27 protein-coding genes are annotated in these 26,566 nt (G+C 66.4%); 14 read left to right on the top strand and 13 right to left on the bottom strand.

What is annotated here, in order from left to right; translation table 11 throughout:
- Nucleotides 1-35 precede the first annotated feature (35 nt).
- From rbsK to TK49_RS09310, 5 genes are read right to left on the bottom strand one after another with little or no spacing between them, the layout of a single operon-like run.
- Nucleotides 36-998: a ribokinase gene (gene rbsK / locus TK49_RS09290; protein WP_045786424.1), complete on the bottom strand. Its 963-nt coding sequence runs from the start codon at nucleotides 996-998 to the stop codon at nucleotides 36-38.
- A gap of 37 nt (nucleotides 999-1,035) precedes the next feature.
- On the bottom strand, nucleotides 1,036-2,076 hold the full coding sequence (locus tag TK49_RS09295) for a LacI family DNA-binding transcriptional regulator (RefSeq protein WP_045786425.1): 1,041 nt from the start codon (nucleotides 2,074-2,076) through the stop codon (nucleotides 1,036-1,038).
- 18 nt (nucleotides 2,077-2,094) lie between these two features.
- Nucleotides 2,095-3,099, bottom strand: coding sequence for an ABC transporter permease (locus TK49_RS09300; protein WP_045786426.1), 1,005 nt, complete (start codon nucleotides 3,097-3,099; stop codon nucleotides 2,095-2,097).
- Entirely contained in the window at nucleotides 3,089-4,657 is a 1,569-nt protein-coding gene (locus TK49_RS09305) for a sugar ABC transporter ATP-binding protein (protein ID WP_045786427.1), read from the bottom strand. The genes TK49_RS09300 and TK49_RS09305 overlap by 11 nt, the downstream gene beginning before the upstream one ends.
- A gap of 24 nt (nucleotides 4,658-4,681) precedes the next feature.
- The gene (locus TK49_RS09310) at nucleotides 4,682-5,641 is read right to left on the bottom strand and encodes a sugar ABC transporter substrate-binding protein (protein WP_045786428.1); all 960 of its coding nucleotides are present in this window, start codon (nucleotides 5,639-5,641) and stop codon (nucleotides 4,682-4,684) included.
- A 423-nt stretch (nucleotides 5,642-6,064) separates the two neighbouring features.
- Here TK49_RS09310 and iscR point away from each other — a divergent pair, with 423 nt between their 5' ends.
- The 9 genes from iscR (at nucleotide 6,065) to iscX (ending at nucleotide 12,094) form a co-directional block, all read left to right on the top strand.
- On the top strand, nucleotides 6,065-6,652 hold the full coding sequence (gene iscR / locus TK49_RS09315) for a Fe-S cluster assembly transcriptional regulator IscR (protein WP_045786429.1): 588 nt from the start codon (nucleotides 6,065-6,067) through the stop codon (nucleotides 6,650-6,652).
- A gap of 82 nt (nucleotides 6,653-6,734) precedes the next feature.
- Nucleotides 6,735-7,952, top strand: a complete 1,218-nt coding sequence (locus tag TK49_RS09320) for an IscS subfamily cysteine desulfurase (protein WP_045786430.1) — start codon at nucleotides 6,735-6,737, stop codon at nucleotides 7,950-7,952.
- Nucleotides 7,953-8,019: 67 nt separating this feature from the next.
- Nucleotides 8,020-8,424 (top strand): Fe-S cluster assembly scaffold IscU, encoded by a 405-nt coding sequence (gene iscU, locus TK49_RS09325; protein ID WP_045786431.1) that lies wholly within the window; start codon nucleotides 8,020-8,022, stop codon nucleotides 8,422-8,424.
- A 25-nt stretch (nucleotides 8,425-8,449) separates the two neighbouring features.
- The gene (iscA, locus tag TK49_RS09330) at nucleotides 8,450-8,770 is read left to right on the top strand and encodes an iron-sulfur cluster assembly protein IscA (RefSeq protein ID WP_045786432.1); all 321 of its coding nucleotides are present in this window, start codon (nucleotides 8,450-8,452) and stop codon (nucleotides 8,768-8,770) included.
- A 4-nt stretch (nucleotides 8,771-8,774) separates the two neighbouring features.
- Nucleotides 8,775-8,987: a DUF3565 domain-containing protein gene (locus tag TK49_RS09335; RefSeq protein WP_045786433.1), complete on the top strand. Its 213-nt coding sequence runs from the start codon at nucleotides 8,775-8,777 to the stop codon at nucleotides 8,985-8,987.
- A 31-nt stretch (nucleotides 8,988-9,018) separates the two neighbouring features.
- On the top strand, nucleotides 9,019-9,546 hold the full coding sequence (hscB, locus tag TK49_RS09340; protein ID WP_045786434.1) for a Fe-S protein assembly co-chaperone HscB: 528 nt from the start codon (nucleotides 9,019-9,021) through the stop codon (nucleotides 9,544-9,546).
- A 68-nt stretch (nucleotides 9,547-9,614) separates the two neighbouring features.
- Entirely contained in the window at nucleotides 9,615-11,480 is a 1,866-nt protein-coding gene (hscA, locus tag TK49_RS09345; protein WP_045786435.1) for a Fe-S protein assembly chaperone HscA, read from the top strand.
- A 46-nt stretch (nucleotides 11,481-11,526) separates the two neighbouring features.
- Complete coding sequence (fdx, locus tag TK49_RS09350; protein WP_045786436.1) at nucleotides 11,527-11,865, top strand: ISC system 2Fe-2S type ferredoxin; 339 nt, start codon at nucleotides 11,527-11,529, stop codon at nucleotides 11,863-11,865.
- 31 nt (nucleotides 11,866-11,896) lie between these two features.
- On the top strand, nucleotides 11,897-12,094 hold the full coding sequence (gene iscX, locus TK49_RS09355) for a Fe-S cluster assembly protein IscX (RefSeq protein ID WP_045786437.1): 198 nt from the start codon (nucleotides 11,897-11,899) through the stop codon (nucleotides 12,092-12,094).
- A gap of 78 nt (nucleotides 12,095-12,172) precedes the next feature.
- On the opposite strand, the gene TK49_RS09360 is transcribed toward iscX, so the two are convergent.
- From TK49_RS09360 to prfB, 4 genes are all read right to left on the bottom strand, one after another.
- Nucleotides 12,173-12,919: an outer membrane lipoprotein gene (locus TK49_RS09360; protein WP_045786438.1), complete on the bottom strand. Its 747-nt coding sequence runs from the start codon at nucleotides 12,917-12,919 to the stop codon at nucleotides 12,173-12,175.
- Between the two features lie 236 nt (nucleotides 12,920-13,155).
- Nucleotides 13,156-14,694 carry a lysine--tRNA ligase gene (lysS, locus tag TK49_RS09365; RefSeq protein WP_045786439.1) on the bottom strand — a complete coding sequence of 513 codons (1,539 nt, stop codon included), beginning with the start codon at nucleotides 14,692-14,694 and terminating at the stop codon, nucleotides 13,156-13,158.
- Between the two features lie 37 nt (nucleotides 14,695-14,731).
- Nucleotides 14,732-15,472, bottom strand: coding sequence for an SDR family oxidoreductase (locus tag TK49_RS09370; RefSeq protein ID WP_045786440.1), 741 nt, complete (start codon nucleotides 15,470-15,472; stop codon nucleotides 14,732-14,734).
- Between the two features lie 17 nt (nucleotides 15,473-15,489).
- A protein-coding gene (gene prfB / locus TK49_RS09375) for a peptide chain release factor 2 (RefSeq protein ID WP_096745095.1) occupies nucleotides 15,490-16,594 on the bottom strand; the annotation gives its coding sequence in 2 pieces (ribosomal slippage) (nucleotides 15,490-16,512 and nucleotides 16,514-16,594; 1,104 coding nt in all).
- Nucleotides 16,595-16,761: 167 nt separating this feature from the next.
- Here prfB and pncB point away from each other — a divergent pair.
- The 5 genes from pncB (at nucleotide 16,762) to TK49_RS09400 (ending at nucleotide 22,818) form a co-directional block, all read left to right on the top strand.
- Entirely contained in the window at nucleotides 16,762-17,931 is a 1,170-nt protein-coding gene (gene pncB, locus TK49_RS09380; RefSeq protein ID WP_045786441.1) for a nicotinate phosphoribosyltransferase, read from the top strand.
- 89 nt (nucleotides 17,932-18,020) lie between these two features.
- A complete protein-coding gene (locus tag TK49_RS09385) occupies nucleotides 18,021-18,740 on the top strand; it encodes a LutC/YkgG family protein (RefSeq protein WP_045786442.1) in 720 nt (239 codons plus the stop codon).
- 159 nt (nucleotides 18,741-18,899) lie between these two features.
- Nucleotides 18,900-20,309 (top strand): sodium:proton antiporter, encoded by a 1,410-nt coding sequence (locus TK49_RS09390; RefSeq protein ID WP_045786443.1) that lies wholly within the window; start codon nucleotides 18,900-18,902, stop codon nucleotides 20,307-20,309.
- Between the two features lie 19 nt (nucleotides 20,310-20,328).
- On the top strand, nucleotides 20,329-21,333 hold the full coding sequence (locus TK49_RS09395; RefSeq protein WP_045786444.1) for a 2-hydroxyacid dehydrogenase: 1,005 nt from the start codon (nucleotides 20,329-20,331) through the stop codon (nucleotides 21,331-21,333).
- 12 nt (nucleotides 21,334-21,345) lie between these two features.
- The gene (locus TK49_RS09400) at nucleotides 21,346-22,818 is read left to right on the top strand and encodes a DNA recombination protein RmuC (RefSeq protein ID WP_045786445.1); all 1,473 of its coding nucleotides are present in this window, start codon (nucleotides 21,346-21,348) and stop codon (nucleotides 22,816-22,818) included.
- 65 nt (nucleotides 22,819-22,883) lie between these two features.
- On the opposite strand, the gene TK49_RS09405 is transcribed toward TK49_RS09400, so the two are convergent.
- The 4 genes from TK49_RS09405 to moaA all read right to left on the bottom strand — a co-directional run bounded on the left by TK49_RS09405 (nucleotide 22,884) and on the right by moaA (nucleotide 26,404).
- Nucleotides 22,884-23,162: a hypothetical protein gene (locus tag TK49_RS09405; protein ID WP_045786446.1), complete on the bottom strand. Its 279-nt coding sequence runs from the start codon at nucleotides 23,160-23,162 to the stop codon at nucleotides 22,884-22,886.
- Nucleotides 23,163-23,316: 154 nt separating this feature from the next.
- Complete coding sequence (gene moeA / locus TK49_RS09410) at nucleotides 23,317-24,597, bottom strand: molybdopterin molybdotransferase MoeA (RefSeq protein WP_045786447.1); 1,281 nt, start codon at nucleotides 24,595-24,597, stop codon at nucleotides 23,317-23,319.
- 42 nt (nucleotides 24,598-24,639) lie between these two features.
- The gene (gene mobA / locus TK49_RS09415) at nucleotides 24,640-25,254 is read right to left on the bottom strand and encodes a molybdenum cofactor guanylyltransferase MobA (RefSeq protein WP_045786448.1); all 615 of its coding nucleotides are present in this window, start codon (nucleotides 25,252-25,254) and stop codon (nucleotides 24,640-24,642) included.
- Nucleotides 25,255-25,273: 19 nt separating this feature from the next.
- Nucleotides 25,274-26,404, bottom strand: coding sequence for a GTP 3',8-cyclase MoaA (gene moaA / locus TK49_RS09420; RefSeq protein ID WP_045786449.1), 1,131 nt, complete (start codon nucleotides 26,402-26,404; stop codon nucleotides 25,274-25,276).
- Nucleotides 26,405-26,566 lie beyond the last annotated feature (162 nt).

Here is a 26,566-nt window from a genome sequence, read left to right on the forward strand (position 1 = left end):
CAGTAAGAAACGCCGGCGTGCTGCGCAAAGGCGCGCTACAGGCCGTGCGGAACAGGCGCCGCGATCTCGCTGCGAAACGGGATCGACGGCTGCGCGCCCAGTCGCGTGACCGACAATGCCGCCGCGGCCTGGCCGAATTCGATCGCCGCTTCCGGGCGCGCCCCCTCCGCCAGAGACGACGCCAATGCCCCGACAAACGTGTCGCCGGCCGCCGTCGTGTCGACGGCCTGGGCGATGCGCGCGGGCATCAGCCGGCGCGTGTCGGCATCCGCATACGCGACGCCGCGCGCGCCCAGCGTGACGATCACGTGCCGCGCCCCCTGTGCGTGCAGGTCGGCGGCGGCGTCCAGGGCCGCGTCGGGCGAGTCGACGGGGCGGGCTGTCAGCAGCGCCGCCTCGGTTTCGTTGGGGATCAGGTAATCGCACGCCGCCAGCCATGGCGTGGGCAGTGGGCCGACGGCGGGGGCGGGATTCAGGATGACCGTCTTGCCGAGCTGCCGCCCGAGCTTCAGCGCGCACTCCACCGCATCGGGCGGGGATTCCAGCTGGCAGACAATCACGCGCGCGCGTTCGAACGCCGCGCGCTGCGCCTCGATCATGGCGGGTGTGAGCAGCTCGTTGGCGCCGGCCACGATGACGATGGTGTTCTGCCCGCTGTTGGCCACCGTCACGCACGCGATGCCGGTGGCGGCATCGGCATGCGCCGACACCATGGACGTGTCCACGCCTTCGCGGCGCAAGCCCTCGCACAGGGCGGCGCCGTAGGCGTCGCTGCCCACGCAGCCGAGCATGGCGACACGGGCCCCCAGGCGCGCGGCCGCTACAGCCTGGTTGGCGCCCTTGCCGCCCGGGATCGTCTCCAGCGCGGGCGCTGCCACCGTTTGGCCGGGGCACGGCAGGCGCGGCGTGCGGATCACCAGATCCATGTTGATGCTGCCGACGATCAGCACGTCGGCCGCAGGGTGAGCGGAAGAGGCGGAAGGGCGCTTGGCCACCATGGCTGTACTACGCTGAAGGCGTGAAAGGGATGCGGCGTCAGGCGGCGCGGGCCGGGCGCTCGGGCTCGGCGGTCGACTCGCGCAGCGACAGGCGCGGCGGCAGCACGATGCGGCGCGCGTGCCGCTCATCCAGCGGATGGCGCAGGGCGTTGTCCCCCAGGTGCTCGAGCAGCGTCTGGGCGGTGGTCTCGCCAAGCTGGCGGATCGACTGGCCGACGGTAGACAGCGCCGGGTAGACGTAGCGGCTGAGCTCGATGTCGTCAAAGCCGATCACGGAGAGCGCCTTTGGCACCGGAATCCCGAGCTCCGCCGCGGCGCGCAGCGCGCCGATGCCCATCAGGTCGTTGCTGGCGAAGATGGCGGTGGGCATCTCGCCCTCGGTCAGCAGCTGGCGCGCGGCGCGATAGCCGCCGGGGCTGGTGAAATCGCCCTCGGCAATGCGGGCCGAGGCTTCCGGCACGCCCGCTTCGCGCAGCGCACGGTGAAAGCCGGCCAGTCGGCCCGCCGTCACGCTCAGCTCCGATGGCCCGCTGATGCACGCAATGCGCCGGTGTCCGAGTTCCAGCAGGTGTCGGGTCGCCAGGTACGCGCCTTCCTCGTGATCGATCTGCACCTGGTCAGCCTGGATGCCTTCGGTCGGGCGGTCGACCATCACCACGGGCAGGGACGATTCGCCCAGCGCATCGGTCAGCGCATTGTCGGGGCCGGCGCTGCTCACGATGATGCCGTCGACGCGCTTTTCCATGAGCACGCGCAGGTAGTCGCGCTGCTTGCGGGGGTCGTCGTCGGAGTTGCACAGGATGACGCTGTAGCCGGCGGCCGCGCACACGTCTTCAATGCCGCGCGCCAGTTCCGCAAAGTACGGGTTGGTGGCGGTGGGCACGAGCACGCCGATGGTGCGCGTGGTGCGGTGCTTGAGCGAGCGCGCCACGGCGCTGGGCACGTAGCGCGTCGCACGGATGGCGTCTTCCACGCGCTTGCGGGTTTCGGCGTTTACCGGTCTGGTGTTGTTGATGACGTGCGAGACGGTGGTGAACGAAACCCCGGCCAGTGCGGCTACGTCCTTGATGGTTGCCATGTCGTGCTCCTCTGTCTCTCAGTGTGGCTTGGTCCGGTTGCTCCGGCTGCGATAGGTGTCCATGACCACGGCCGCGACGATGACGGCGCCCGTGATGACGCGCTTGGTGGGTTCCGTCGCGCCGATCTGCGCCAGGCCGGATTCGAGCACCGAGATGATCAGTACGCCGAACAGCGTACGCAAGACCGACCCGCGGCCGCCCATCAGGCTCGTGCCGCCGATGACCACCGCGGCAATCACCTGCAGCTCCATGCCGACGCCGGCGTTCGGGTCCGCCGCTTCCAGGCGCGACACCTGGAACAGCGCGGCCAGGCCCGCGAGCAGACCCATCAGCGCGAACACGGCGACCTTGTAGGGCCGCGGGTTCACGCCGGCCAGCCGCACGGCTTCTTCATTGGTACCGATGGCAACGAGGTAGCGCCCGAACACCGTGCGCGTCAGCACGATCTGGCCGACGACCGTCACCGCAATCGCAATCAGGAACGACGGCGCCACGCCCAGTGCCACGGGGCTCGCCAGCCAGTCGACCGCGCTGCCGATGTACACCGTGCGCGAATCGGTGAGGCTGTAGGCGAGGCCGCGCGCCATCTCGAGCACGCCCAGCGACACGATGAACGAAGGGATGCCCCAGTGCACCGTCACCGCGCCGGTCAGCGAGCCGGCCGCGGTGGCGAGCAACACACCGGCGAGCGCCGCCGGCAACACGCCCCAGCCGAGCTGGGTCATGGCGACCGACAGCACCGATGCCGCCAGCGCCAGCACCGAGCCGACCGACAGATCGATGCCGCCGATCATCAGGATGAACGTCATGCCGACGGCCATCACGAGCAGGTCGGGAATCTCGTTGGCGATGGTGGTGAAGGTCGGTAGCGAAAAGAATGTCGGCGACAGCGTGCTGAACAGCACCAGCATGGCCGCCAGCGCGAGCAGAAGCCCGCCGATGGTGCCCAGCGACATGCCGAATGCGGCGCGTGTGCCGGACGTCGGTTCGGGCGCGTTGGGCACGGTGGAATCAGAGCGCATCGGCGGTCTCCGGGGAAGGGGTGATCGATGCATCGGCTTCACCGAAAGCGGCGGCGAGCAGAGCGTCCTGGCTCCACTGGCCGCGTTGGAAGATGTGTGTGAGACGGCCGCCGCGCATGACGCCAATGCGGTCGCACAGCTGCATGAGCTCACGCAGGTCGCTGGACACCACCACGAGCGCCTTGCCGCGCACGGCGAGCGCCTCGAGCAGGGCGTAGATGTCGAACTTGGCGCCGACGTCCACGCCGCGCGTGGGTTCGTCGAAGAGCATGACGGGCGTGTCGCGCTCCAGCCAGCGGGCGATCGCGACTTTCTGCTGATTGCCGCCGGAAAGTTCGCCGACGGGCTGATCGGCCCCCGCGCAGCGGATGCGCAGTGCCTGGATGTGCCGCTGCGCCAGCGCGCGTTCGCGCACGGGCTGCAGACGCCCGCGCTGCGTCACGGCGGGCATGTTGCCCAGCGCAATGTTGGCGGTGATCGGCAGAGGCAGCAGCAGGCCCTCATCCTTGCGGTCTTCGGTGAGCAGGCTGATGCCGTGGCGTACCGCATCGCGGGGGGAGTGGATGCGCACGGGCGTGGGCGGCGAGCCCACTTCGATGGTGCCGGCGTCCGCGCGGTCCGCGCCGAAAATCAGCCGGAGCAGCTCCGTGCGGCCGGCGCCCACGAGGCCGGCAATGCCGAAGATCTCGCCGGGCGCCACGTCGAAGCTCACGTCGCGCACGGCCGGCGCACGCGTCAGGCCGTTCACGCGCAGCGCCGGCGCACCGTTGCCCGGCCGCGGGCCGCGTGCGGCGCGGTTGGCGTCCGATGCAGCCGGGACGTCTCGCCCCACCATCGCCTGGATCAGCGCGTCCTGCGTGACGCTCGCGGCGGGCGCATCGGTGATCAGCTTGCCGTCGCGCAGCACGACGATGCGGTCGGCAACGCGCGCCAGTTCGTCCAGCCGGTGCGAGATATACACGATGGCCACGCCTTCGCGGCGCAGCGCGTCGATGCGCTCGAACAGGGTCGCGCTTTCGTGGGCGCTCAGCATCGCGGTCGGTTCATCGAGGATCAGCACGCGGCAGGCGCCGGCCAGCGCGCGCGCAATCTCGATCATCTGCCGATGGCCGATGCCGAGCGTGTGCACGGGGGTCGCGGGGTCGAGGTTCAGGCCGACGCGTGCCAGCGCGTCCCGGGCCTGGCGGTGCAGCGCTGCGCGGTCGACGAAGCCGAGCCGACGCGGCAATGCGCCGAGGAACAGGTTTTCCGCCACCGTGAGCGTGGGGACCATGCTGAGTTCCTGCAGAACCATGCGCACGCCCAGCGCTTCGGCGGCGCTGCGCGAGGACGGCGCGTATTCAATGCCGCCCAGCGTCATCGAGCCCGTGGTCGCCTTCTCGAGGCCGCACAGGATCTTGGACAACGTGCTCTTGCCCGCGCCGTTTTCACCGGTGAGCGCGAGCACCTCGCCCGCGCGCACGTCCAGATCGATGTCGCGCAGCACAGGACCGGCGTAGTGCTTGCTGACAGCGGAAACGCGCAGCAGCGGCGGATGGGCTTCGTTCACGGAGAGCATGGCTGGCGGCGGCTGGCCTGTCTCTTAGCTGCGGGTCACGAGGTCCACCGGCGTCTCGATCACGCCGCCAAGCTGCGCTTGCGGCGTCTTCGCGGCCAGCGCCTTCAACGCGGTCTGGATGCCGTAGACGGCCTGCTGATCGGCGTGCTGGTCAGCGGTGGCGGCCACGCGCCCGTCGGCCAGCATCGCCTTGATGGCCGCGATGTTGTCATACCCGCCGATCGACACCTTGCCGGTCTTGCCGGCCGCCCGCACCGCAGACACAGCCCCAATCGCCATGTTGTCGTTGCCGCACAGCAGTGCCTTCAGGTCCGGCTGCGAGCGCAGCATGGCGGCGGCGACCCGGTTGCCCTTGTCGATCTCCCACTCGCCCGACTGCACGCTGACGATCTTCAGCTTGGCGGCCTGTGCGGCGTCCTTGAAGCCGGCGGTGCGCTGCTGTGCGTTGGTGGTGGTCGGAATGCCCTCCATGATGCCCACCGCATCGCCCGGCTTGAGCGACTTGGCGACGAAGTCGCCGACCAGCCGTGCGCCCTTGCGGTTGTCAGGCCCCACGAACGGCACATTCAGCCCCTTCTCCTTGAGCGCTTCAGGGTCCAGCCGGTTATCGATGTTGATCACCAGGATGCCGGCGTCCACGGCCTTCTTGATGACTGGCACCAGCGCCTTGGAATCGGCGGGTGCCAGCACCAGCGCATCCACGCGCGAAACGATCATCTGCTCGACCAGGCGAATCTGGCCGCCGGTATCGGTCTCGTCGCGGATGCCGGTGCACAGCAGGCTGTACTCCGATGCGTGTTCCTGCCGGTGCTTGCGCGCCCCGTTCTCCATCGTGACGAAGAATTCGTTGGCCAGCGACTTCATCACCAGCGCGACCTTGGGCGGCTGGTTGGCAGCGCGGGCCAGCGAAAACGGCAGCGGCAGGGCAAGAGCTACGGCAGAGCCCGCGCCAAGTTGCAAGGCGCGGCGACGGCGGATATCCATGGTGTCTCCTCCAGGAAGAGGCCTGTCTTGGGCGGTGGGTGCGGTCGTCGACCGCCCGTGCGCCGTAAGGCGTTCTAAAGGGCAATCGCGCCGCGGCGTTCGCAAACGTTTGCGCATCAGAGAGTCTCGGGCGCCGCGTAACAAAAGTCAATGAATTTGTGTTGTGCCCACCTAAGGAAAAACCCGAGGTGCACGGCGCTGGCGCATGGCAATCGCAAGCTGCGGTGCACGATGTGGCGGGATAGCCCTATCCGACGTAGTTGATTGTTTTGGTCCACAATACGGCCTGCCGCGCGGTCGCCCCGTTTGCGGGTCCGGCAAATCCCCTTGCTGCGACGCGGCATTCCCCCGACACCTTAGTTGACCGATTTTGTCGGGTTCCTTTATACTTGAGCAAAACGATCAGGTATTTCCCCGACGCCCATGAGATTGACCACCAAAGGCCGCTTTGCGGTCACCGCCATGATTGACTTGGCGCTGCGCCAAGAGCAGGGTCCGGTCACGCTGGCCGGCATCAGCCAGCGGCAGAAGATTTCGCTGTCGTATCTGGAACAGCTGTTCGGCAAGCTGCGCCGCCACGAGATCGTTGAGAGCGTGCGCGGTCCGGGTGGCGGTTACAGCCTGGCGCGCCGCGCGGACGACGTCACCGTGGCCGACATCATCATTGCGGTCGATGAACCGCTCGACGCCACCCAGTGCGGCGGCAAGGGCAACTGCGGCGGCGAGGAACACAACGGCCACGCGGGCCGCTGCATGACGCATGACCTGTGGGCCACGCTGAACCAGAAGATGGTCGAGTACCTCGATTCGGTATCGCTGCAGAACCTCGTCGACCAGCAACGCGAACGTCAGCCCGAAGTGATCCAGGATATGCGTGATGCGCGTCCGGCGCGCCGCGAGCGCACACCGGCCCGCGCACGGTCGGCCGAGGCGCCGGCTGCTGCCGTGCCGGCCGAGCCGGTCAAGCGCGCGCCGCTGGTCAACTCCGTCTTCAGCCTGGCGCAATCGTGATTGCCTGATTGCGCAGGCGTGAGGCTGGCCACGAAGCCGGTCCCGCACATAGAACATCGCCCCCACATAAGGCAGACAAGATATGAGCACCTTGCAACTTCCCATCTACATGGACTATTCCGCGACGACGCCGGTGGACCCGCGCGTGGTCGACAAGATGATCCCGTACCTGCGTGAGAGCTTTGGCAACCCCGCCTCGCGCAGCCACCCGTTTGGCTGGGAAGCTGAAAAGGCCGTCGAAACGGCGCGCGAGCAGGTCGCCGCGCTAGTGAATGCCGATCCGCGCGAGATCGTGTGGACGTCCGGTGCCACGGAATCCGACAACCTGGCGATCAAGGGCGCCGCAAATTTCTATAGCACCAAGGGCAAGCACCTCATCACGGTCAAGACCGAGCACAAGGCCGTGCTCGACACGATGCGCGAACTGGAGCGCCAGGGCTTCGAGGTGACCTACCTCGACGTGAAGGACAACGGCCTGCTCGACATCGAAGTCTTCAAGCAAGCCATCCGCCCCGACACCATCCTCGCCTCGGTGATGATGGTGAACAACGAGATCGGCGTCATCCAGGACATCGAGACGCTGGGCGAGATCTGCCGCGAGAAGGGCGTGATCTTCCACGTCGATGCTGCGCAGGCCACCGGCAAGGTGGAGATCGACCTGCAGAAGCTGAAGGTGGACCTGATGTCGTTCTCGGCACACAAGACGTATGGCCCGAAGGGTATCGGTGCACTGTACGTGCGTCGCAAGCCGCGCATCCGCATCGAGGCACAGATGCACGGCGGCGGCCACGAGCGCGGCATGCGTTCGGGCACGCTGGCGACGCACCAGATCGTCGGCATGGGTGAAGCCTTCCGCATCGCCAAGGAAGAAATGGCGACCGAGAACGAGCGCATCCGCATGCTGCGCGATCGCCTGTATCGCGGCCTGAACACGATGGAGGAGGTGTACGTGAACGGCGACATGGAGCACCGTGTGCCGCACAACCTGAACATCAGCTTCAACTTCGTGGAAGGGGAGTCGCTGATCATGGCGATCAAGGATGTGGCCGTGTCATCGGGTTCGGCCTGCACATCGGCATCGCTCGAGCCCTCCTACGTGCTGCGTGCGCTGGGCCGCAACGACGAGCTGGCGCACAGCTCGATCCGCTTCACGGTCGGCCGTTTCACCACGGAAGAGGAAATCGACTACGTGGTCGAGCTGCTCAAGAGCAAGATCGGCAAGCTGCGCGACCTGTCCCCGCTGTGGGAGATGTACAAGGACGGCGTGGACCTGAACAGCATTCAATGGGCGGCGCACTGAGCGCGGCGTTTGACGGACAACGGATCACGGCGCTTGCGCGCCAGCCAACGATTGAAAGAGGTGTGAGATGTCTTACAGCAACAAGGTTCTGGATCACTACGAAAACCCGCGCAACGTCGGTTCGTTCGAGAAGGGCGACGAGACGGTCGGCACGGGCATGGTCGGCGCACCGGCCTGCGGCGACGTGATGAAGCTGCAGATCAAGGTGAACGAGCAGGGCGTGATCGAAGACGCGAAGTTCAAGACGTACGGCTGCGGCTCGGCCATCGCCTCGTCCTCGCTGGTGACGGAGTGGGTCAAGGGCAAGACGCTGGACCAGGCACTGGAGATCCGCAACACGCAGATCGCCGAAGAACTCGCGCTGCCGCCGGTGAAGATTCACTGCTCGATCCTGGCCGAAGACGCCATCAAGGCGGCCGTGGCCGACTACAGGGAAAAGCACGGCGCCGCCGCCGAGCAGAAGGTTGCCTGAGTCCCACTGATTGGAAGGAAGTCGCATGATCACCCTGACCGATAAAGCTGCACAGCACGTGTCCCGCTACCTCGCCCGCCGCGGCAAGGGCGTGGGCCTGCGCCTGGGCGTGAAGACCACCGGTTGCTCGGGCCTGGCATACAAGCTCGAATATGCGGATGAGATCGCCGCTGAAGATCAGGTCTTCGAATCCAACGGCATCAAGGTGATCGTCGATCCGAAGAGCCTGCCGTACATCGATGGCACCGAACTGGACTACGCACGCGAAGGGCTGAACGAGGGCTTCCGCTTCAACAACCCGAACGTGAAGGACGAGTGCGGTTGCGGCGAGTCCTTCCGCGTGTGAGGCATTGAAGCAGGCGATTGTCGGGTTCGAGCGCGACGAGGAAGGCCACTGGGTCGCTCGTCTCGCCTGCGGGCACGGGCAGCACATGCGCCACGACCCGCCCTGGCAGCAGCGGCCCTGGACTCAGACCGAGGCGGGGCGCACGGGCAGGATCGGCGTGGTGGTGGAATGCCTGAAGTGCGATCGGGGTGAACCGCCAGGTCAACCGATCGAGTAGCAACGAGGCGGCGCGGCCGCTTTTTTTATTCATGAATCCGAGCGATACGCATTTCTCCCTCTTCGGCCTGCCCGAGCATTTCGAGGTCGACGACGACGCGCTGAACGCTGCGTACCGCACTGTGCAATCGCAGGCGCATCCGGACCGCTATGCACACGCGGGCGACGCCGAGCGCCGTGTCGCGATGCAGTGGGCCACGCGTGCCAACGAGGCGTATCAGACACTGCGTGATCCGCTCAAGCGCGCGACGTATCTGCTGCACCTTCGCGGCATCGACGTGCAGGCGGAGAACAACACCGCCATGCCGCCTGGCTTCCTGATGCAGCAGATGGAGTGGCGCGAATCGCTGGACGACGCCAAGGCTGGCCGTGACGTGGATGCGCTCGACGCGCTGCTCGGCATGCTGCGCAAGGAAAAACGCGGCCGCTATGCGGCGCTGGCCGGTCTGCTCAACGGCGGTGGCAATGACGCTGCGGCGGCCGATGCGGTGCGCCAGTTGATGTTCATCGAAAAGATCGAACACGACACCGCCGAGGCGATCGACCGGCTGGAAGACTAGAACCCAGAATTTGCGACAATGCCGGGTTTGCCTGCCCGGCATCCGCCCCGCGCAATCGAGACACTCCCATGGCTTTACTGCAGATTTCCGAACCTGGCGAATCGCCCGCACCGCACCAGCGCCGTCTGGCGGTGGGCATCGACCTGGGCACGACCAACTCGCTGGTGGCTTCCGTGCGCAGCAGCGTGCCGGAGGTGCTGCCCGACGATCAGGGCCGCCCGTTGCTGCCGTCGGTGGTGCGCTATCTGGCTGACGGCACCGCGCACATCGGCTACAAGGCGCAGGCCGAAGCCGTGCGCGATCCGAAGAACACCATCGTCTCGGTCAAGCGCTTCATGGGCCGCGGCCTGAAGGACGTGTCCCACATCGAGAACACGCCGTACGACTTCGTCGATGCGCCGGGCATGGTGCAGCTCAAGACCGTGGCGGGCGTGAAGAGCCCCGTGGAGGTGTCGGCGGAAATCCTGGCGACGCTGCGCCAGCGCGCGGAAGACACGCTCGGCGATGAACTCGTCGGCGCCGTCATCACCGTGCCGGCCTACTTTGACGATGCGCAGCGCCAGGCCACCAAGGATGCCGCCCGACTGGCCGGCCTGAACGTGCTGCGCCTGCTCAATGAGCCGACCGCCGCCGCCATCGCCTATGGCCTGGACAACGCGGCCGAGGGCGTCTATGCCGTCTACGACCTCGGTGGCGGCACGTTCGACATCTCCGTGCTCAAGCTGACCAAGGGCGTCTTCGAGGTGATGTCCACGGGTGGTGACTCGGCGCTCGGCGGCGACGATTTCGACCAGCGCATCGTGTGCTGGATCGTCGAGCAGGCCGGTCTGCAGCCACTGTCTGCCGAAGACACCCGCCTGCTGCTGAACAAGGCGCGTGCGGCCAAGGAGTGGCTTTCCACCGCCGACAGCACGGAGATCGACGCGATGCTCTCCACTGGCGAGACCGTGCACCTCGTGCTGACCGCCGAGACCTTCGCTGAACTGACCGCCAACCTCGTGCAGAAAACCATCGCACCGGTGCGCCGCGCGCTGCGCGATGCCGGTGTCACGGTGGACGACGTGAAGGGCGTGGTGCTGGTGGGCGGGGCGACGCGCATGCCGATCATCCGGCGGGCGGTGGCGCAGTTGTTCGGCCGTACGCCGCTCACGAACCTCGACCCGGATCAGGTCGTCGCCATCGGCGCGGCCATGCAGGCCAACTTGCTGGCGGGCAATCGCGCACCGGGCGAAGACTGGCTGTTGCTCGACGTGATCCCGCTGTCGCTCGGCGTCGAGACGATGGGCGGCCTGGTCGAGAAGATCATCCCGCGCAACAGCACGATTCCCGTGGCGCGCGCGCAGGAGTTCACCACCTTCAAGGACGGCCAGACGGCGATGGCGATCCACGTGCTGCAGGGCGAGCGCGAACTGGCCAGCGACTGCCGGTCGCTTGCGCGCTTCGAGCTGCGCGGCATTCCGCCGATGGTGGCCGGCGCCGCGCGCATCCGCGTGACGTATCAGGTCGATGCGGACGGCCTGCTGTCGGTGTCGGCGCGCGAGACGGTCTCCGGCGTGGAGGCATCGATCACCGTGAAGCCGTCGTATGGTCTGGCCGATGACGACATCGCCCGCATGCTGCAGGAGGGCTTCCAGTCTGCCGAAGACGACATGCGCCGGCGTGCGCTGGCGGAAGAGCGTGTCGAAGGCGAGCGCCTGCTCGAGGCGCTGTCGCATGCGCTGGAGGCCGACGGCGATCTGCTCTCGGCAGAGGAGCGCGCCGCGGTCGATGCCCAGATGGCCGCGCTGCGCACCACCATGCAGGGCGAAGACCACCGCGCCATCAAGGACGCCGTCGACGCGCTCTCGCACGGCACCGACGAATTCGCCGCGCGCCGCATGGATCGCAGCATCCGCGCGGCGCTTTCCGGCAAACGTATCGAAGAGCTCGGCTGATCGCTGGCAGCCGGCTCCCCAACCCCATTCATCGACCGAGTTTTTCATGCCACAAATCGTCGTCCTGCCCCACGTCGAATACTGCCCCGAGGGCGCCGTGATCGAAGCCAAGACCGGCACGAGCATCTGTGATGCGCTGCTGGGCGCCGACATCGAGATCGAGCACGCTTGCGAAAAGTCATGTGCCTGCACCACGTGCCACGTGGTCGTGCGCGAAGGTTTCGACTCGCTGGAGGAGGCTTCGGAAAAGGAAGAGGACCTGCTCGACAAGGCCTGGGGCCTGGAGCCCAATTCGCGCCTGTCGTGCCAGGCCAGGGTGGCAGACGAGGATCTCACCATCGAGATCCCGAAATACACGATCAACCACGCCAAAGAAAACCACTAAGCCGTACGGCGCCGTGGAGAGGGAGCTCATCATGAAATGGAACGACATTCAGCAGATTGCCGAAGCGCTGTACGACAAGTACCCCGACGTCGATCCGACGCGCCTGAACTTCGTGGACCTGCACAACAAGGTCGTCGGCCTGCAAGGCTTTGACGACGACCACAAGCGCGGCGGCGAAAAGTTTCTTGAAGCGATCCAGCAGGCGTGGATTGACGAAGCGGCGGAATGAACGCTCGCCTCGCTTTTTGCGGACATGAAAAAACCGGCCCGAAGGCCGGTTTTTCTTTGGGATGAAGCGGAGCGCGGATCAGCCTGCCACCAGCGTGCCGTTCTCGATATGCACACGGTCGCCAGGCTGGAAGCCCGGGGCGGCCTTGTAGGTAAAGCTGCGGCTCGTACCGTTGTCCATGCGCACGTTCACACGGTATTGCGTATCGCGGCTGTAGTGGTTTTCCGCCACGTGGCCGGCATAGCCGCCGCCCACCGCGCCGGCCACCGTGGCCAGCGTACGGCCATTGCCGCGGCCGATCTGGTTGCCCAGCAGGCCGCCCACCACCGCACCGCCGATCATGCCCAGGCCGGTCTCCTTGCCCTGCGTGGTGATCGGCGTCACCGACGTCACGTGACCGGTATACGGGCTGGCGGCCGGACGCGGTGGCGTCTGTGCGTAGCGGGGTGCCGCCGATGGAGCGCGTTCGGCATAGGCCGGCTGGTGTGTCGGCGACGGCGGCGTGGCCACGGTCTGAGGGGGGTACGGCGCAGCCTGGTTCGGCTGCGTGGTCTGGCCCGGTGCTGCGAGCGCCATCGGCGTCGTGGAAGCGCCGGGGGCCGCCGTCGTCGACTGCGCAGCGACGTTCGGATCGGTACTGCCCTGGGTCGCCTTCGACGTGGGCAGCACACCGGTGATGGCGGCCACCGCCGTCAGGCTGGCGATGATCACGGCCACGGCGGCCGTCGTCATCAGCGGGTGCATGCGGCGCGGCGACGGAGGCACCTGCCCCGGGGACGTGCCACCGTATGTTTGACCTGCGTTGGGCTGGATGTTGTTGTTCATCATCGTTCTCCTGCGGCCGCGATCGGTGCGGCCCTTCGATGATCACAGTTTGGTCGATCGCCCGAACGGATGCCGTTTTAATTTGTAAGCATCTGTAGCACCATTTTCCTTTGAAAAATCAAGGGGATGTCGCGCTTCATCTCACAGTGTGAACCGGTGCGGATGTTACAAATGGCGGGGTGAAAGCACAGCAAAAACGCCCCTGAAGGGGCGTTGGCGGTGCGTCGTCGCGGCGATCAATCTTCGCGGCGCAGGTGCGGGAAGAGGATCACGTCGCGGATGTTCGGGCTGTCGGTCAACAGCATCACGAGGCGGTCGATGCCGATGCCGCAGCCGCCGGTCGGGGGCATGCCGTATTCCAGCGCGCGGATGTAGTCGGCGTCATAGAACATGGCTTCTTCATCGCCCGCGTCCTTCTGTTCGACCTGCTTGCGGAAGCGCTCGGCCTGGTCTTCCGGGTCATTCAGCTCGGAGAAGCCGTTGGCGATTTCGCGGCCGGTGATGAACAGCTCGAAGCGCTCGGTGATGCCGGGCAGCGTGTCGGAGCCGCGTGCCAGCGGCGACACTTCGACCGGGTAGTCGATGATGAACGTCGGCTCCCACAGTTGCGATTCGGCCGTCTCTTCAAACAGCACGAGCTGCAGCGTGCCTAGGCCGGCATTCAGGAACTGCGGGGCGTTGGTGTCGATCTTGAACTTCTTGAGTTCGGCACGCAGGAAGTCGGCATCGGCCAGTTGCGCATCGTTGTACTGCGGGGCGTACTTCTGGATGGCCTGCGTGATCGTCAGGCGATGGAACGGCTTGGACAGGTCCAGCTCGCGGCCCTGGTAAGTCAGCGTGGCGGTGCCCGAGGCGTCGATGGCGGCCTGCCGGATCAGCTGTTCGGTGAAGTCCATCAGCCAGCGGTAGTCCGTGTAGGCCGCGTAGAACTCCATCATGGTGAACTCGGGGTTGTGGCGCGGGCTGACCCCCTCGTTGCGGAAGTTGCGGTTGATCTCGTACACGCGCTCGAAGCCGCCGACGATCAGGCGCTTGAGGTACAGCTCGGGCGCGATGCGCAGGAACATCTGCATGTCCAGCGCGTTGTGATGCGTGATGAACGGCTTGGCTGCCGCGCCGCCTGGAATCGGGTGCAGCATCGGCGTCTCGACTTCCATGAAGCCGTTGCCGGCCATGAAGTTGCGCAGCGAGGCGATGGCCTTTGTGCGGGCGCGGAACGTCTCGCGCGTTTCTTTCGAGACGATCAGGTCCACGTAGCGCTGGCGGTACTTCTGCTCCTGGTCGGCCAGGCCGTAGTAGTCGCCGGGCAGCGGGCGCAGGCTCTTGGAGAGCAGGCGCAGCTCCGTCACCGCCACCGACAGTTCGCCGGTCTTCGTCTTCATCAGCGTGCCGCGCGCGGCTACGATGTCGCCGAGATCCCACTTCTTGAAGCTGGCGTAGACGTCTTCGCCCACCGCGTCGCGGCTGATGTAGAACTGGATGCGGTCGGTGCTGTCCTGCACGGTGGCAAAGCTGGCCTTGCCCATCACGCGCTTGAGCATCATGCGGCCGGCCACGGCAACCTGGACTGGCTCGGCTTCCAGCGCGGCTTGCTCGAGCGCGCCGTACTGGGCGTGCAGCTCGGCAGCGCGATGCGTCGGGCGGAAATCGTTGGGAAAGGCGACGCCTTGCTGCCGGATCTCGGCCAGCTTCTCGCGGCGCTCGGCGATGATCTTGTTGTCGTCCTGCGCGGGCACGGCGGCGTTCGATTCGGCCGCGTTGTTCTGTTCGGTCATGATGGGGAAGAGAGGAAAGTCGGGTCAGGCGTGCGGGTTACGCGTAGTGACGCAGGTCGTCGAGTTCGGTCGCACCAAAGTCAGGGCGGGCAAGGTAAGCGGCGATGCGCGCGGCCGCGTCCTGTGGCGAAACCAGTTCTCCGTGCGCATGCAGGTCGCGGAAGCGCTGCACGCCGGCAAAGCTTGCGCCCCGGATCGTGCGCTGCATGTCGGTGTCGATGACGCCGGGGGCCAGTGCCACGGCCCGTACGCTGGCATCGCCATCCGCGTTGATGGCGCGCACGAACATGTCGAGCCCCGCCTTGCCGGTGCAATACGCAGCCCAGCCGGCGATCGGGCGGCGCGCGGCGCCCGACGAGATCGCCAGCACGCGGCGCTGCGCATTCCAGCCGGCGGTGCCGCGCAGCAGGGCGGCCGTCAGCGCCATGGGGCCGGCCAGGTTCAGTTGCAGGTGCGGCAGCAGCGTGTCGGCGCGCAGCATGTCGATCGCGCCGATCGGCTCGACGGCGCCGGCATTGAGCACCAGCGTCACGTTCTGATGGGCGGGCAGGGCGGCCAGCGTCTTGGTCATCCACGCCTCCGCGGCATGCGCGTCGGAGAGGTCGACCTGATGCCAGTCGAGCGCCACGCCGGCTGCCGACGCCTGCGCGCGAAGTTCGGCGTTGTCGCCGCGCGCCGCGCAGACGAGGCGATTGCCGGGCTGCATCAGCGCCTGGACCAGCGCGGCGCCGAGGCCGCGGGAGGCGCCGGTCACGATGAACAGGGACGTGTCAGCCATGGTGCTCGCCTTGGAGGTCAGACGCCTTGCTTCAGGCTCGCCTCGATGAAGGCATCGAGATCGCCGTCCAGCACCTTCTGCGTGTTGGAGATTTCCACGTTCGTGCGCAGGTCCTTGATGCGGCTCTGGTCCAGCACGTAGGAGCGGATCTGGTGGCCCCAGCCCACGTCGGTCTTGGAGGCTTCGAGCTTGTCGGCCTCGGCCTGGCGCTTGCGCAGCTCGTGCTCGTACAGGCGAGACTTCAGCATCGTCATCGCCTCGGCGCGGTTGCGGTGCTGCGAGCGGTCGTTCTGGCACTGCACGACGATACCGGTCGGGATGTGCGTGATCCGCACGGCAGAATCTGTCTTGTTGATGTGCTGGCCGCCGGCGCCGGATGCGCGGTACGTATCGACGCGCAGGTCCGCCGGGTTGATCTCGATCTCGATCGAGTCGTCGACTTCCGGATACACGAAGATCGACGAGAACGACGTGTGCCGGCCCCCCGCGGAGTCGAACGGCGACTTGCGCACCAGGCGGTGCACGCCGGTCTCGGTGCGCAGGAAGCCGAACGCGTATTCGCCTTCGACCTTGATCGATGCGCTCTTGATGCCGGCCACGTCGCCTTCGGACTCTTCCAGCACTTCGGTCTTGAAGCCCTTGCGTTCGCAGTACTTCAGGTACTGGCGCAGCAGCATCGACGCCCAGTCGCACGCCTCGGTGCCGCCGGCGCCGGCCTGGATGTCGATGAAGCAATTGGCGGCGTCCATCGGGCCAGAGAACATGCGGCGGAATTCCATGTCTTCGACGATGGCGCGCATGCCGGCGGTGTCGGCCTCGATGGCTTCGATGGTGTCGTCGTCGCCTTCCTCGCGGGCCAGCTCGAACAGCTCGGCGGCGCCGGTGAGGTCTGCGTCCAGCTTGGTCAGCGCCAGCACGACGTTCTCAAGCGATTTCTTCTCGCGGCCCAGTTCCTGGGCGCGTTTCGGGTCGTTCCAGACCTCGGGGTCTTCGAGCTCTTTGTCGACTTCGGCTAGACGTTCAGACTTGACGTCGTAGTCAAAGATACCTCCGAAGTTCGTCGGCGCGCGACTTCAGGTCGGCCAACGTGTTCTGGATGGCATTGAGGCGTTCTGCTTCCATGGTGCAAAAATCCGGTCGGAAACCGGAAATTATAGCGGAATCAAGGGGTTCCCCGCCCGCGCCGCCGGCTAAAGGTCGCGTTTTGGAGGAGATTTGTGCGCCCCACCTGGCGCTGCGGCGGGCTTCGGTTAGCATGACGCCCAGTCCCTGGGTTTTTTAGCCATCCGATGATCATCCGCTCGCTGCTCGACACCGATCTGTACAAATTCACGATGATGCAGGTGGTGCTGCACCACTTTCCCGGCGCGCACGTTGAATACCGTTTCAAGTGTCGCAATACCGGCGTGGACCTGGTGCCCTTCATCGAAGAGATTCGTGCGGAAATCCGCCATCTCTGCACGCTGCGCTTTACCGAGGCGGAGCTCGACTACCTGCGCGGCTTGCGCTTCATCAAGAGCGATTTCGTCGATTTTCTCGGCCTCTTCCACCTCAACGAAAAATACATCGACGTGCGCCCTGCGCCCGGCAACGACGGGCAGATCGAGATCGTCATCGCCGGGCCGTGGCTGCACACGATCATGTTCGAGGTGCCGGTGCTGGCGATCGTCAACGAGGTCTATTTCAGCCGCACGCAGACGCATCCGCAGTGGGAGGAGGGCAAGCGCCGCCTGACCGACAAGCTCGCCACGCTCCAGCGTCCCGGCCTGGAAGACTGCCGCATTGCCGATTACGGCACGCGCCGCCGCTTCTCGCATACCTGGCACGAGCACGTGCTGCTCGAGACGCGCGCGCAGCTCGGCGGCCAGTATGCGGGCACCAGCAACGTCTATTTCGCCATGAAGCACGGCATGACGCCGCTGGGCACGATGGCGCACGAATACCTGCAGGCCTGCCAGGCGCTCGGCCCGCGGCTGCGCGATTCCCAGACGTTCGCTCTGGAAACGTGGGCCAAGGAATACCGCGGCGATCTCGGTATCGCCCTGTCGGACACCTACGGCTTTGACGCCTTCCTGCGCGATTTCGACATGTTCTTCTGCAAGCTCTTCGACGGCGTGCGGCATGACTCGGGCGACCCGTTCGAATGGGGCGAACGCATGCTCCAGCACTACGAAGGCATGCGCACCGACCCGAAATCCAAGGCGCTGATCTTTTCCGACAGCCTTGACATGCCGAAGGTCATCGGCCTGTACGAGCGCTTCCGGGGCCGCTGCAAGCTCGCGTTCGGCGTGGGGACGAACCTCACCAACGACCTCGGGTACACGCCGCTGCAGATCGTCATCAAGATGGTCCGCTGCAATGGCCAGCCCGTGGCCAAGCTGTCGGACGCACCCGAGAAGACGATGTGCGACGACCCGGCCTATCTGACCTATCTGAAACAGGTCTTCGGCGTGCAATAAGGCTCACGCGGGCGCCGAATAAGTTTCAATGGAGCGGCCGGGTGGGCGCGCGCACGGCTCGTATAATCGACCGATCTTTCGGAGCCGCCATGGATACACGACCGGACACCCCAGCCGACCCGCTCGACACGAGTCGCGCCCGCGACGCCATCTTCGCGCGCATCCGCAATGCGCAGCATCGTCCCGAGCAGCCGACGCAGGGCGAGCGCGACGCCGTGGCGGATTATCTGGCGCGCCATCCGGCCGGTCCGCGCCCGCCGATGCCCGACAACCTTGCCGGCCACTTTGCCGGGCAGGCGACGAAGATGGCCTCCACGCTGGACACAGTTGCCACGCTGGCCGATGTGCCGGCTGCGGCGGCGCGCTATCTGTCCGGTCTGGGGCTGGCGCCGCGCGCCGTGGCCTGGACGACGCTGCAGTCGCTCGACTGGGCCGCGGCAGGCATTGCGGTCGAGTTCCGTCCGCCCATCCGCGAGCCGCAAGCCGATCAGGCGCACGGCGACCTTGTCGGCATCACGGGCTGCTTCTGCGCGATTGCCGAGACGGGCTCGCTGATGCTGCTATCGGGGCCGGAGAACGTCGCCTCCACGGCGCTGCTGCCCGAGACGCATATCGCCGTGGTTCCGCAGTCGCGCATCGTCGCCACGCTGGAAGACGCCTATGCGCTGATGCGCGCAGAGCGGGGCGAGCTGCCGCGCGCCACCAACGTCATCAGCGGGCCGTCGCGCACGGGTGATATCGAGCAGACGATCGTGCTGGGCGCACATGGCCCGTATCGCGTGCATGTGATCGTTGTGTCGGGCGCCTGACATTCGCGTCGGCCTGCTGGGCCTTGTTCGCGGGGGCCTGCCGTTTCCTCAAACCTGGATGGACGTTTGCGGGGCGGCAGGCCCCAGGCGTTTACACTGGCGTCTTTGCTTGTTCGGCGCGTGGCCTCGCAGCGCGCCAGTGCTTAGGAGAACGCCTACGTGAAACGCCTCTGGCCCCTTGTCTTCCTGTTTGTATGTGGCCTGGCGCGTGCAGCCGATGTCAACGGTGCGCAGCTGTCCCTGGCATGGGCCATGCCGTTCGCCGGCATTCTGCTGTCGATCGCCATCGCCCCGCTGCTGGCGCCCAGGCTGTGGCACGACCACTACGGCAAGATCGCAGCCGCCTGGGCCGTGCTGTTTCTTGTGCCGTTCGGGATGGCGTTTGGCGGGGAAGCCGCTGTCGCATCTGTCGTGCATGCCGCGCTGGCCGAGTACATCCCGTTCATCGCGTTGATTGCCGCGCTGTACGTGGTGGCAGGAGGCATCTGCATTCGGGGCAACCTGCACGGTACGCCCAAGCTCAACACGGGGCTGCTCGCGCTCGGCACGGGGCTTGCCAGCATCATGGGAACGACGGGCGCAGCCATGCTGCTGATCCGTCCGCTGCTGCGCGCAAACGATGCGCGCCGCCATCGCACCCATGTCGTCGTGTTCTTCATCTTCCTGGTGGCCAACGCCGGCGGGGCGCTGACGCCGCTGGGCGACCCGCCGCTTTTCCTCGGCTTCCTGCAGGGCGTCGACTTCTTCTGGACGACCCAGCATCTCTGGCGCCAGACCTTGATGATGTGGCTGCTGTTGCTGGCCATCTTCTTTGTGCTCGACAGCTACTTCTACCGTGCCGGCAAGGAGGAGCTGCCCGGCATCACCGACCCGACACCCGACGACGCGGGCCCCCTGCGCTTCGAGGGCAAGGTCAATTTCGTCCTGTTGGCCGGCATCCTGGCACTCGTGCTGATGAGCGGCCTGTGGAAGCCCGGCATCGCCTTCCACGTCATGGGCACCGAGGTGCTGCTGCAGAACGCGGTGCGCGACATCGGCCTGGTGGTGGTCGCGCTGCTGTCGCTGGGACTCACGCCCGCCGGGGCACGCGCCGGCAACGAGTTCAACTGGGAGCCCATTCTGGAGGTCGGCAAGCTGTTCGCCGGCATCTTCATCACCATCGGGCCCGTCATTGCCATGCTCAAGGCAGGTGTGGACGGCCCGTTCGCGGGCATTGTGCGCATGGTCAACGATGGTGCGGGGCAGCCCAACAATGCGATGTACTTCTGGGCCACGGGCCTGCTGTCGTCGTTCCTGGACAATGCGCCGACGTATCTCGTGTTCTTCAACACTGCCGGCGGAGATGCGCAGATGCTGATGAGCGAGGGCGCGGCCACCTTGGCGGCCATTTCAGCGGCCGCCGTGTTCATGGGGGCCAACACCTACATCGGGAATGCCCCCAACCTGATGGTCAAGGCGATTGCCGAAAGCCGGGGGCTGCAGATGCCGAGCTTCTTTGGCTACATGCTGTGGTCGGTGGGCATCCTGGTACCGATCTTCGTCTTGATGACCTTCCTCTTCTTCCGCTAACCGAACGGGGTTGCAACCAATGAAACCTGGAATCCTCGTGACGCGTGCGCTGTTTCCGGAAGTGCTGGAGCGGCTGCGCGAAGTTTTCGACGTGGTCGACAACCAGGCCGATGCGGTGTTTCCGCCCGAAGCGCTGGCCGAGCGCCTGCAGGGCCGGGTCGGGCTGCTCGCCAACGCGGCCGACACCATCGACGCCGATCTCATCACCCGCGTGCCGACACTGCGCGCCGTCGCCAACATGGCGGTCGGCTACAACAACCTGGACCTGCCGGCGATGACGCGTGCGGGCATCCTTGCCACGAACACGCCGGACATCCTGACCGAGACGACGGCCGATTTCGGCTGGGCTCTGCTGATGGCCGCTGCACGCCGTGTGTCGGAGTCCGAGCGCTGGCTGCGTGCGGGGCACTGGAAGCGCTGGACGTACGACATGTTCCTCGGCGCCGAAGTGCATGGCACCACGCTGGGCATCCTGGGCATGGGCCGCATCGGCCAGGCGCTGGCGCGTCGGGCGAGCGGCTTTTCGATGCGCGTGCTCTACCACAACCGCAGCCGCCTCGCGCCCGAGATCGAACAGCAGACGCGCGCGACCTACGTCAGCAAGGAAGCGCTGCTCCGGCAGGCCGACCATCTCGTGCTCGTGCTGCCGTATTCGCCGGAAAGCCACCACGCGATCGGCGCGGCCGAGCTGGCGCAGATGAAGCCGAGCGCGACGCTGGTGAACCTCGCGCGTGGCGGCATCGTCGATGATGCGGCGCTGGCGCAGGCACTGGCCGAGAAGCGCATCTTCGCAGCGGGCCTCGACGTATACGAGGGAGAGCCGAAGGTGCATCCGGCGCTGCTGGAGGCCGAGCATGTCGCGCTCACGCCGCATATCGCCAGTGCCACGCATGGCACGCGCCTGGGCATGGCGAACCTCGCGGCGGACAACCTGATCGCGGCGCTCGGCTTTGGGCCGCACGCCGGGCAGCCGCCCAACCTTTTGAACCCGGATGCGCTGGCCGTGCGGCGCACCTCTGCCTGATCGAACGCCCGTATGGATTGGATGGCTCTTCTGACCTTGCTTGGCGTGGCCGTGGTGGCCGTGCTGTGTGTGCTGATCTGGCGCGGCGTGTCACGCCCGGCAACGCATGATGTGTCGCCGATGTTCAATGCGCTGCGCGAAGAGCTGGCGCGTGGCAACGAGCGCATTGAACGCGAATTGCGCGGCGAGATCGGCGAAACCGCGCGCATCGGACGCAGCGACGTGACCCAGCAGCTCGGGCAGTTCCAGCAGGTGCTGGCCACGCAGCTGACCAGCGTCGCCACGCTGCAGAACAACCAGATCGACACGTTCGCCCAGCAGCTCACGAAGCTGACCGAGACGAATACTCAGCAGCTCGAAGCCGTGCGCCAGAGCCTGCAGCAGCAGGCCCAGCAGGCCCGCGAAGAGCAGGGCAACGCGCTGCGCCGGTTTGGCGACACGATGCAGCAGCAGCTCGCCCAGCTGGCCGAAGGCAACGAGCGCCGCCTGTCGGAGGTGCGGGCCACGCTCGAGCAGAAGCTCAAGGACATCGAGGCCAACAACGCGATCAAGCTCGACGAGATGCGCCGCACCGTGGACGAGAAGCTGCATGCCACGCTCGAACAGCGCCTGGGCGAATCGTTCAAGCTGGTGTCGGACCGGCTCGAACAGGTGCACCGCGGCCTGGGCGAAATGCAGGCACTGGCCCAGGGCGTGGGCGACCTGAAGAAGGTGCTGACCAACGTGAAGACGCGCGGCACGTGGGGCGAAGTCCAGCTCGAGATGCTGCTCGAGCAGATGCTCACGCCCGAGCAGTACGACAAGAACGTCGAGACCGTGCGTGGTACCGGCGCCCGCGTCGAATTTGCGATCCGCCTGCCTGGCAAGACCGATGCCGACCGCGACGCCACCGTCTGGCTGCCCATCGACGCCAAGTTTCCGAAGGAGCAGTACGAGCGCCTGGTCGACGCACAGGAACGCGCCGACGCGGAAGCCGCCGCGGCTGCCAGCCGCGAACTCGAGGTGGCGGTCCGCAAGGAAGCGCAAACCATCCACGAGAAGTACATCGCGCCGCCCGCCACCACCGACTTTGCGATCCTCTTCCTGCCGACTGAGGGCCTGTATGCCGAGGTGTTGCGCCGCCCGGGCCTGACGGACGCATTGCAGCGCACATTCCGCGTGACGGTGGCAGGGCCGACCACGCTGACCGCCATCCTGAACAGCCTGCAGATGGGGTTCCGTACGCTGGCGCTGGAAAAGCGCTCCAGCGAGGTGTGGCAGGTCCTCGGCGCGGTCAAGAGCGAATTCGGCAAGTTCGGTGACGTGCTGGCCGCGACCAAGAAAACGCTCGAGCGCGCCGTCAGCAACATCGAGCAAGCCGAAGTGCGTACGCGCCAGATGAACCGCAAGCTCAAGGCAGTGGAAGCGTTGCCGAGCGACTCGGCGCAGAACGTACTGGGCCTGGGAACCGCGTCGCCGGTCGACGACGAAACCGAAGCGGAGTAACGCGCGTCAGCAAAAGCAAAGGGGCGGAAATTTCCGCCCCTTCTTGTCTGGCCAGACACCTGGGATCAGGCTTCTTCGGGCACGTCGCGCAGCACGATTTCGATACCGCCGAAACGCGCCGCCACCCAGTTGTAGGCGCGGCAGGCGAGCCACAGGGCACCGAAGCCGACGAGCGCATTCAGGATCAGGCCGCTGAGCACAACGACCGTCGGCAGTTCACCGTAGCGCACGAAGCCGACGAAGAAGAACAGCCCCACGACCGGCAGCGAAAAACACAGATACACCAGCACCAGCGCGCGCGCGGTGTGGGCCGGGTGAAGGTAGGCAATCTCCTTGGTCATCATGGCATTACTCAAGCTCAGGCAAATCCGAACAATCAAACTGGCGCAAAGTGTAGCGAATCGACCGATGCGCCGATACCCGCGCCCTGTGGGTGACGCAAAAAACCGACAGCATGCCGCATTGCCTGCGGCGCAAGGGTCGTTGCGGCCACGCCGCTCAGACCAGGCCGTCGAAGAGCAGCACCTGCACGGCGTCGCCGGCGTTGACCTGGCCCTGATCATGACCAAGCACGACAAAGCAGTTGGCTTCGCTCATGGAGCGCAGCACGCCAGAACCTTGCTGCCCGGTCAGGCGAACTTCGAGCTGGCCTCGATCGTTCAGGGCGGCGATCGCGCGCTGATATTCCGTGCGGCCGGGGCGCTTGCGGATGGGCGCCGCGCTGATCGCCGGTACCAGCGGCGCGCCGGGTTCGTTGGCGCCCATCATGCGCAGCAGGGCGCCGCGCACGAAGTGATAGAACGTCACCATCACCGCCACCGGATTGCCGGGCAGGCCGAACAGAAAGGCGCTGTGGCCATTTGACGTGATCCGGCCGAATGCCATCGGCCGGCCGGGGCGCATGGCGATCTTCCAGAACGTCACGTCGCCGAGCTTGGCCATCATCTGCTTGGTGAAGTCGGCCTCGCCGACCGAGACGCCGCCGGAGGTGATGATCGCGTCGGCGTTTTCCGCGGCCGTGCGAAACGCGGCTTCCAGGGCGGCCGGGTCGTCGCGCACGACGCCCATGTCAAGGAGCTCCACGCCCAGGCGCGAGAGCATGCCGTGCAGCGTGTACCGGTTCGAGTCGTACACGCAGCCAGCATCGAGCGGTTCACCAATGGAACGCAGCTCGTCGCCGGTCGAGAAGAACGCCACGCGCAGCTTCCGGCGGACTGGCACCTCCGCAATGCCGAGCGAGGCGAGCAGGCCGAGGTCGGCCGGGCGGAGGATCCGGCCCGCGGACAATGCCGCGCTTCCCTTGGCGAGGTCTTCGCCGCGCAGGCGGCGGTTGTCGCCCACGCGCACGGCGTCGCGCGCAAAGCGGACGGTGTCGGCATCGCCTTGCGTGAATTCCTGCGGGATGACCGTGTCGCAGCCGCTGGGCATGACGGCGCCGGTCATGACGCGCACCGCTTCACCGGCGCCGGGCGTTCCGTCGAACGCAATGCCTGCGTACGCGGTGCCGATCACGCGCAACGCAACGTCGCCGTCGCCGCGCGCCAGTTCGGCGCCGGCAAAGGCGAAACCGTCCATGGCGGAGTTGTCGTGCGCGGGCACGTCGATGGTCGACAGCACGTCTTGGGCAAGCACACGATCGAGGGCGCTGCGGATCGGCACGCGCGCCACGCCGCCCACGGGCTGCACGAAGTCGCGCATGATGGCTTGCGCCTGCGCCACGGGCAGCGCGTTCGGGTCGTAGTCGGAGAGGCAGGAAACGACGGAGGCAAGAGTGGTCATGACGTCGGTGAAGATCGATGGCCGTCAGGCGGTAGGGGCGTGCTACCGGCGCCCGGCCAGGTGATGCAGTTCTTCCAGCGTATTGATGTTGGCGAAGGCGGACGCGTCGTCGAACGGCACTTCCACCGTCGCGTGCCGCGCCGCCCAGCTTTCGATCTTGCGGCCGCCGCCTTGCAGATAGGCGATCAGGTCGTCGGCGAGCAGCGTATCGATGAGGCAGAAGACGGGCTGGACCTGGCGGCGCGGCTCGCCTTGCGCGTCGGGCTCCGTCGTGACCGGCATGGCGATGCGCGCGTCGTTGGCTTCGATGGCCTCCGACAGCCTCGCCGCCAGATCGGTCGGCACGAACGGCGAATCGCACGGCGCGGTGAGCAGGTAGCGCGTCTGACACTGCTCCAGCCCGGCCAGGATGCCCGCCAGCGGGCCGGCAAAGTCCGGCACCGAATCCACCACCACCGGGACACCGAACGACTCGTACGCAGCCAGGTTGCGGTTAGCATTGATGAGCACGTGGTCCACTTGCGGCGACAGGCGCAGCAGCGTGTGCATCGCCATCGGGGCGCCACGAAACGTCTGCAGCCCCTTGTCGACGCCGCCCATGCGGCTGCCCCGGCCGCCGGCGAGGACCAGGCCGGTGATGTCGGAAGTCGGAATCATGTGTTGGATGCGGGCGGGCTCAGCCGCCGATATAGGACATTTCGATGCGTCGCCCGGCCGGCTGGGCTTGGCCACTCGCGCGCAGTTCGGAATAGCGGTCGGCGCGGCCTTGCCAGATGCCGCGAATGGCGTTGGAGAGTTCGAGGTCGCTGGCCCCGCCCCGCAGCAGCGCACGCAAGTCGAAGCCTTCGGTCGCGAACAGGCACAGGTACAGCTTGCCCTCGGTGGACAGGCGCGCGCGTGTGCAATCGTGGCAGAACGCCTGCGTCACGCTGGAGATCACGCCGATCTCGCCCGCGCCATCGGCGTAGCGCCACCGCTCGGCTGTCTCGCCGCTGTAGTTGGCCGACAGCGGTTCCAGGGCAAACTCCGCTGACAGGCGCTGGATCACCTCGGCCGACGGCACGACGTAGCGCATGTCCCAGTGGTTGGTCGTGCCCACATCCATGTACTCGATAAAACGCAGGACGACGCCGCTTGCGCGGAAGTGGCGCGCCATCGGCACGATCTGGTCATCGTTGTCGCCTTTCTTGACGACCATGTTGACCTTGATCGGCGCCAGGCCGACCCGCTGCGCGACTTCGATGCCGTGCAGCACCTCGCCGACGGCAAAGTCCACGTCGTTCATGCGGCGGAACGTCGCGTCATCGATGCCGTCGAGGCTGACCGTCACGCGCGTGAGGCCCGCGTCTTTGAGGGACTGCGCCTTGCGCGCGAGCAGGGCGCCGTTGGTGGTGAGCGTCAGGTCGAGCGGCTTGCCTTCCGCGGTGGTCAGGCGGGCCAGCATCTCGACCAGGCGCTCGATGTTCTTGCGCAGCAGCGGCTCGCCGCCGGTAAGGCGAATCTTTTCGACGCCGTGCTCGATGAACAGCCGCGCCATGCGCTCGATCTCTTCGAACGACAGCAGCTCGGAATGCCGCAAGAAGCGGTAGTCCTTGTCGAACACGTCTTTCGGCATGCAGTACACGCAGCGGAAATTGCAGCGGTCTGTCACCGAAATGCGCAGGTCGTGCAAGCGGCGGCCGCGCGTATCCGCCAGCCAGCCCTGCGCCGGGACGAGCACGTCCGGCACCGAAGGCACCGTGGCCCGGTGGTGCTGGCCATCACGGATATCGCGCAGATCGTAGAGGGGAATGACGGTTTCGGTCATGGTGCGGTGCAGTGCGTCAATCCACCGAAGCGGATTGCGCCCGATACAGCTTCGAGTGTAGCGCAGCCCCTGTTTCGCGCGGGGGAGTACAGATGCCCCCGCACGCGCAGCACACAGGAAAAAGGGCGGCCGAAGCCGCCCCAGGGTCATGCGCCGGCGGCA

It is taken from the genome of Ralstonia mannitolilytica (assembly GCF_000954135.1).
Classification (GTDB): Bacteria; Pseudomonadota; Gammaproteobacteria; order Burkholderiales; family Burkholderiaceae; genus Ralstonia; species Ralstonia mannitolilytica.

Coding starts and splice junctions, on each gene's coding strand:
- rbsK (WP_045786424.1), bottom strand. CDS start 998: ATGGTGGCCAAGCGCCCTTCCGCCTCTTCCGCTCACCCTGCGGCCGAC.
- TK49_RS09295 (WP_045786425.1), bottom strand. CDS start 2,076: ATGGCAACCATCAAGGACGTAGCCGCACTGGCCGGGGTTTCGTTCACC.
- TK49_RS09300 (WP_045786426.1), bottom strand. CDS start 3,099: ATGCGCTCTGATTCCACCGTGCCCAACGCGCCCGAACCGACGTCCGGC.
- TK49_RS09305 (WP_045786427.1), bottom strand. CDS start 4,657: ATGCTCTCCGTGAACGAAGCCCATCCGCCGCTGCTGCGCGTTTCCGCT.
- TK49_RS09310 (WP_045786428.1), bottom strand. CDS start 5,641: ATGGATATCCGCCGTCGCCGCGCCTTGCAACTTGGCGCGGGCTCTGCC.
- iscR (WP_045786429.1), top strand. CDS start 6,065: ATGAGATTGACCACCAAAGGCCGCTTTGCGGTCACCGCCATGATTGAC.
- TK49_RS09320 (WP_045786430.1), top strand. CDS start 6,735: ATGAGCACCTTGCAACTTCCCATCTACATGGACTATTCCGCGACGACG.
- iscU (WP_045786431.1), top strand. CDS start 8,020: ATGTCTTACAGCAACAAGGTTCTGGATCACTACGAAAACCCGCGCAAC.
- iscA (WP_045786432.1), top strand. CDS start 8,450: ATGATCACCCTGACCGATAAAGCTGCACAGCACGTGTCCCGCTACCTC.
- hscB (WP_045786434.1), top strand. CDS start 9,019: ATGAATCCGAGCGATACGCATTTCTCCCTCTTCGGCCTGCCCGAGCAT.
- hscA (WP_045786435.1), top strand. CDS start 9,615: ATGGCTTTACTGCAGATTTCCGAACCTGGCGAATCGCCCGCACCGCAC.
- fdx (WP_045786436.1), top strand. CDS start 11,527: ATGCCACAAATCGTCGTCCTGCCCCACGTCGAATACTGCCCCGAGGGC.
- iscX (WP_045786437.1), top strand. CDS start 11,897: ATGAAATGGAACGACATTCAGCAGATTGCCGAAGCGCTGTACGACAAG.
- TK49_RS09360 (WP_045786438.1), bottom strand. CDS start 12,919: ATGAACAACAACATCCAGCCCAACGCAGGTCAAACATACGGTGGCACG.
- lysS (WP_045786439.1), bottom strand. CDS start 14,694: ATGACCGAACAGAACAACGCGGCCGAATCGAACGCCGCCGTGCCCGCG.
- TK49_RS09370 (WP_045786440.1), bottom strand. CDS start 15,472: ATGGCTGACACGTCCCTGTTCATCGTGACCGGCGCCTCCCGCGGCCTC.
- pncB (WP_045786441.1), top strand. CDS start 16,762: ATGATCATCCGCTCGCTGCTCGACACCGATCTGTACAAATTCACGATG.
- TK49_RS09385 (WP_045786442.1), top strand. CDS start 18,021: ATGGATACACGACCGGACACCCCAGCCGACCCGCTCGACACGAGTCGC.
- TK49_RS09395 (WP_045786444.1), top strand. CDS start 20,329: ATGAAACCTGGAATCCTCGTGACGCGTGCGCTGTTTCCGGAAGTGCTG.
- TK49_RS09400 (WP_045786445.1), top strand. CDS start 21,346: ATGGATTGGATGGCTCTTCTGACCTTGCTTGGCGTGGCCGTGGTGGCC.
- TK49_RS09405 (WP_045786446.1), bottom strand. CDS start 23,162: ATGATGACCAAGGAGATTGCCTACCTTCACCCGGCCCACACCGCGCGC.
- moeA (WP_045786447.1), bottom strand. CDS start 24,597: ATGACCACTCTTGCCTCCGTCGTTTCCTGCCTCTCCGACTACGACCCG.
- mobA (WP_045786448.1), bottom strand. CDS start 25,254: ATGATTCCGACTTCCGACATCACCGGCCTGGTCCTCGCCGGCGGCCGG.
- moaA (WP_045786449.1), bottom strand. CDS start 26,404: ATGACCGAAACCGTCATTCCCCTCTACGATCTGCGCGATATCCGTGAT.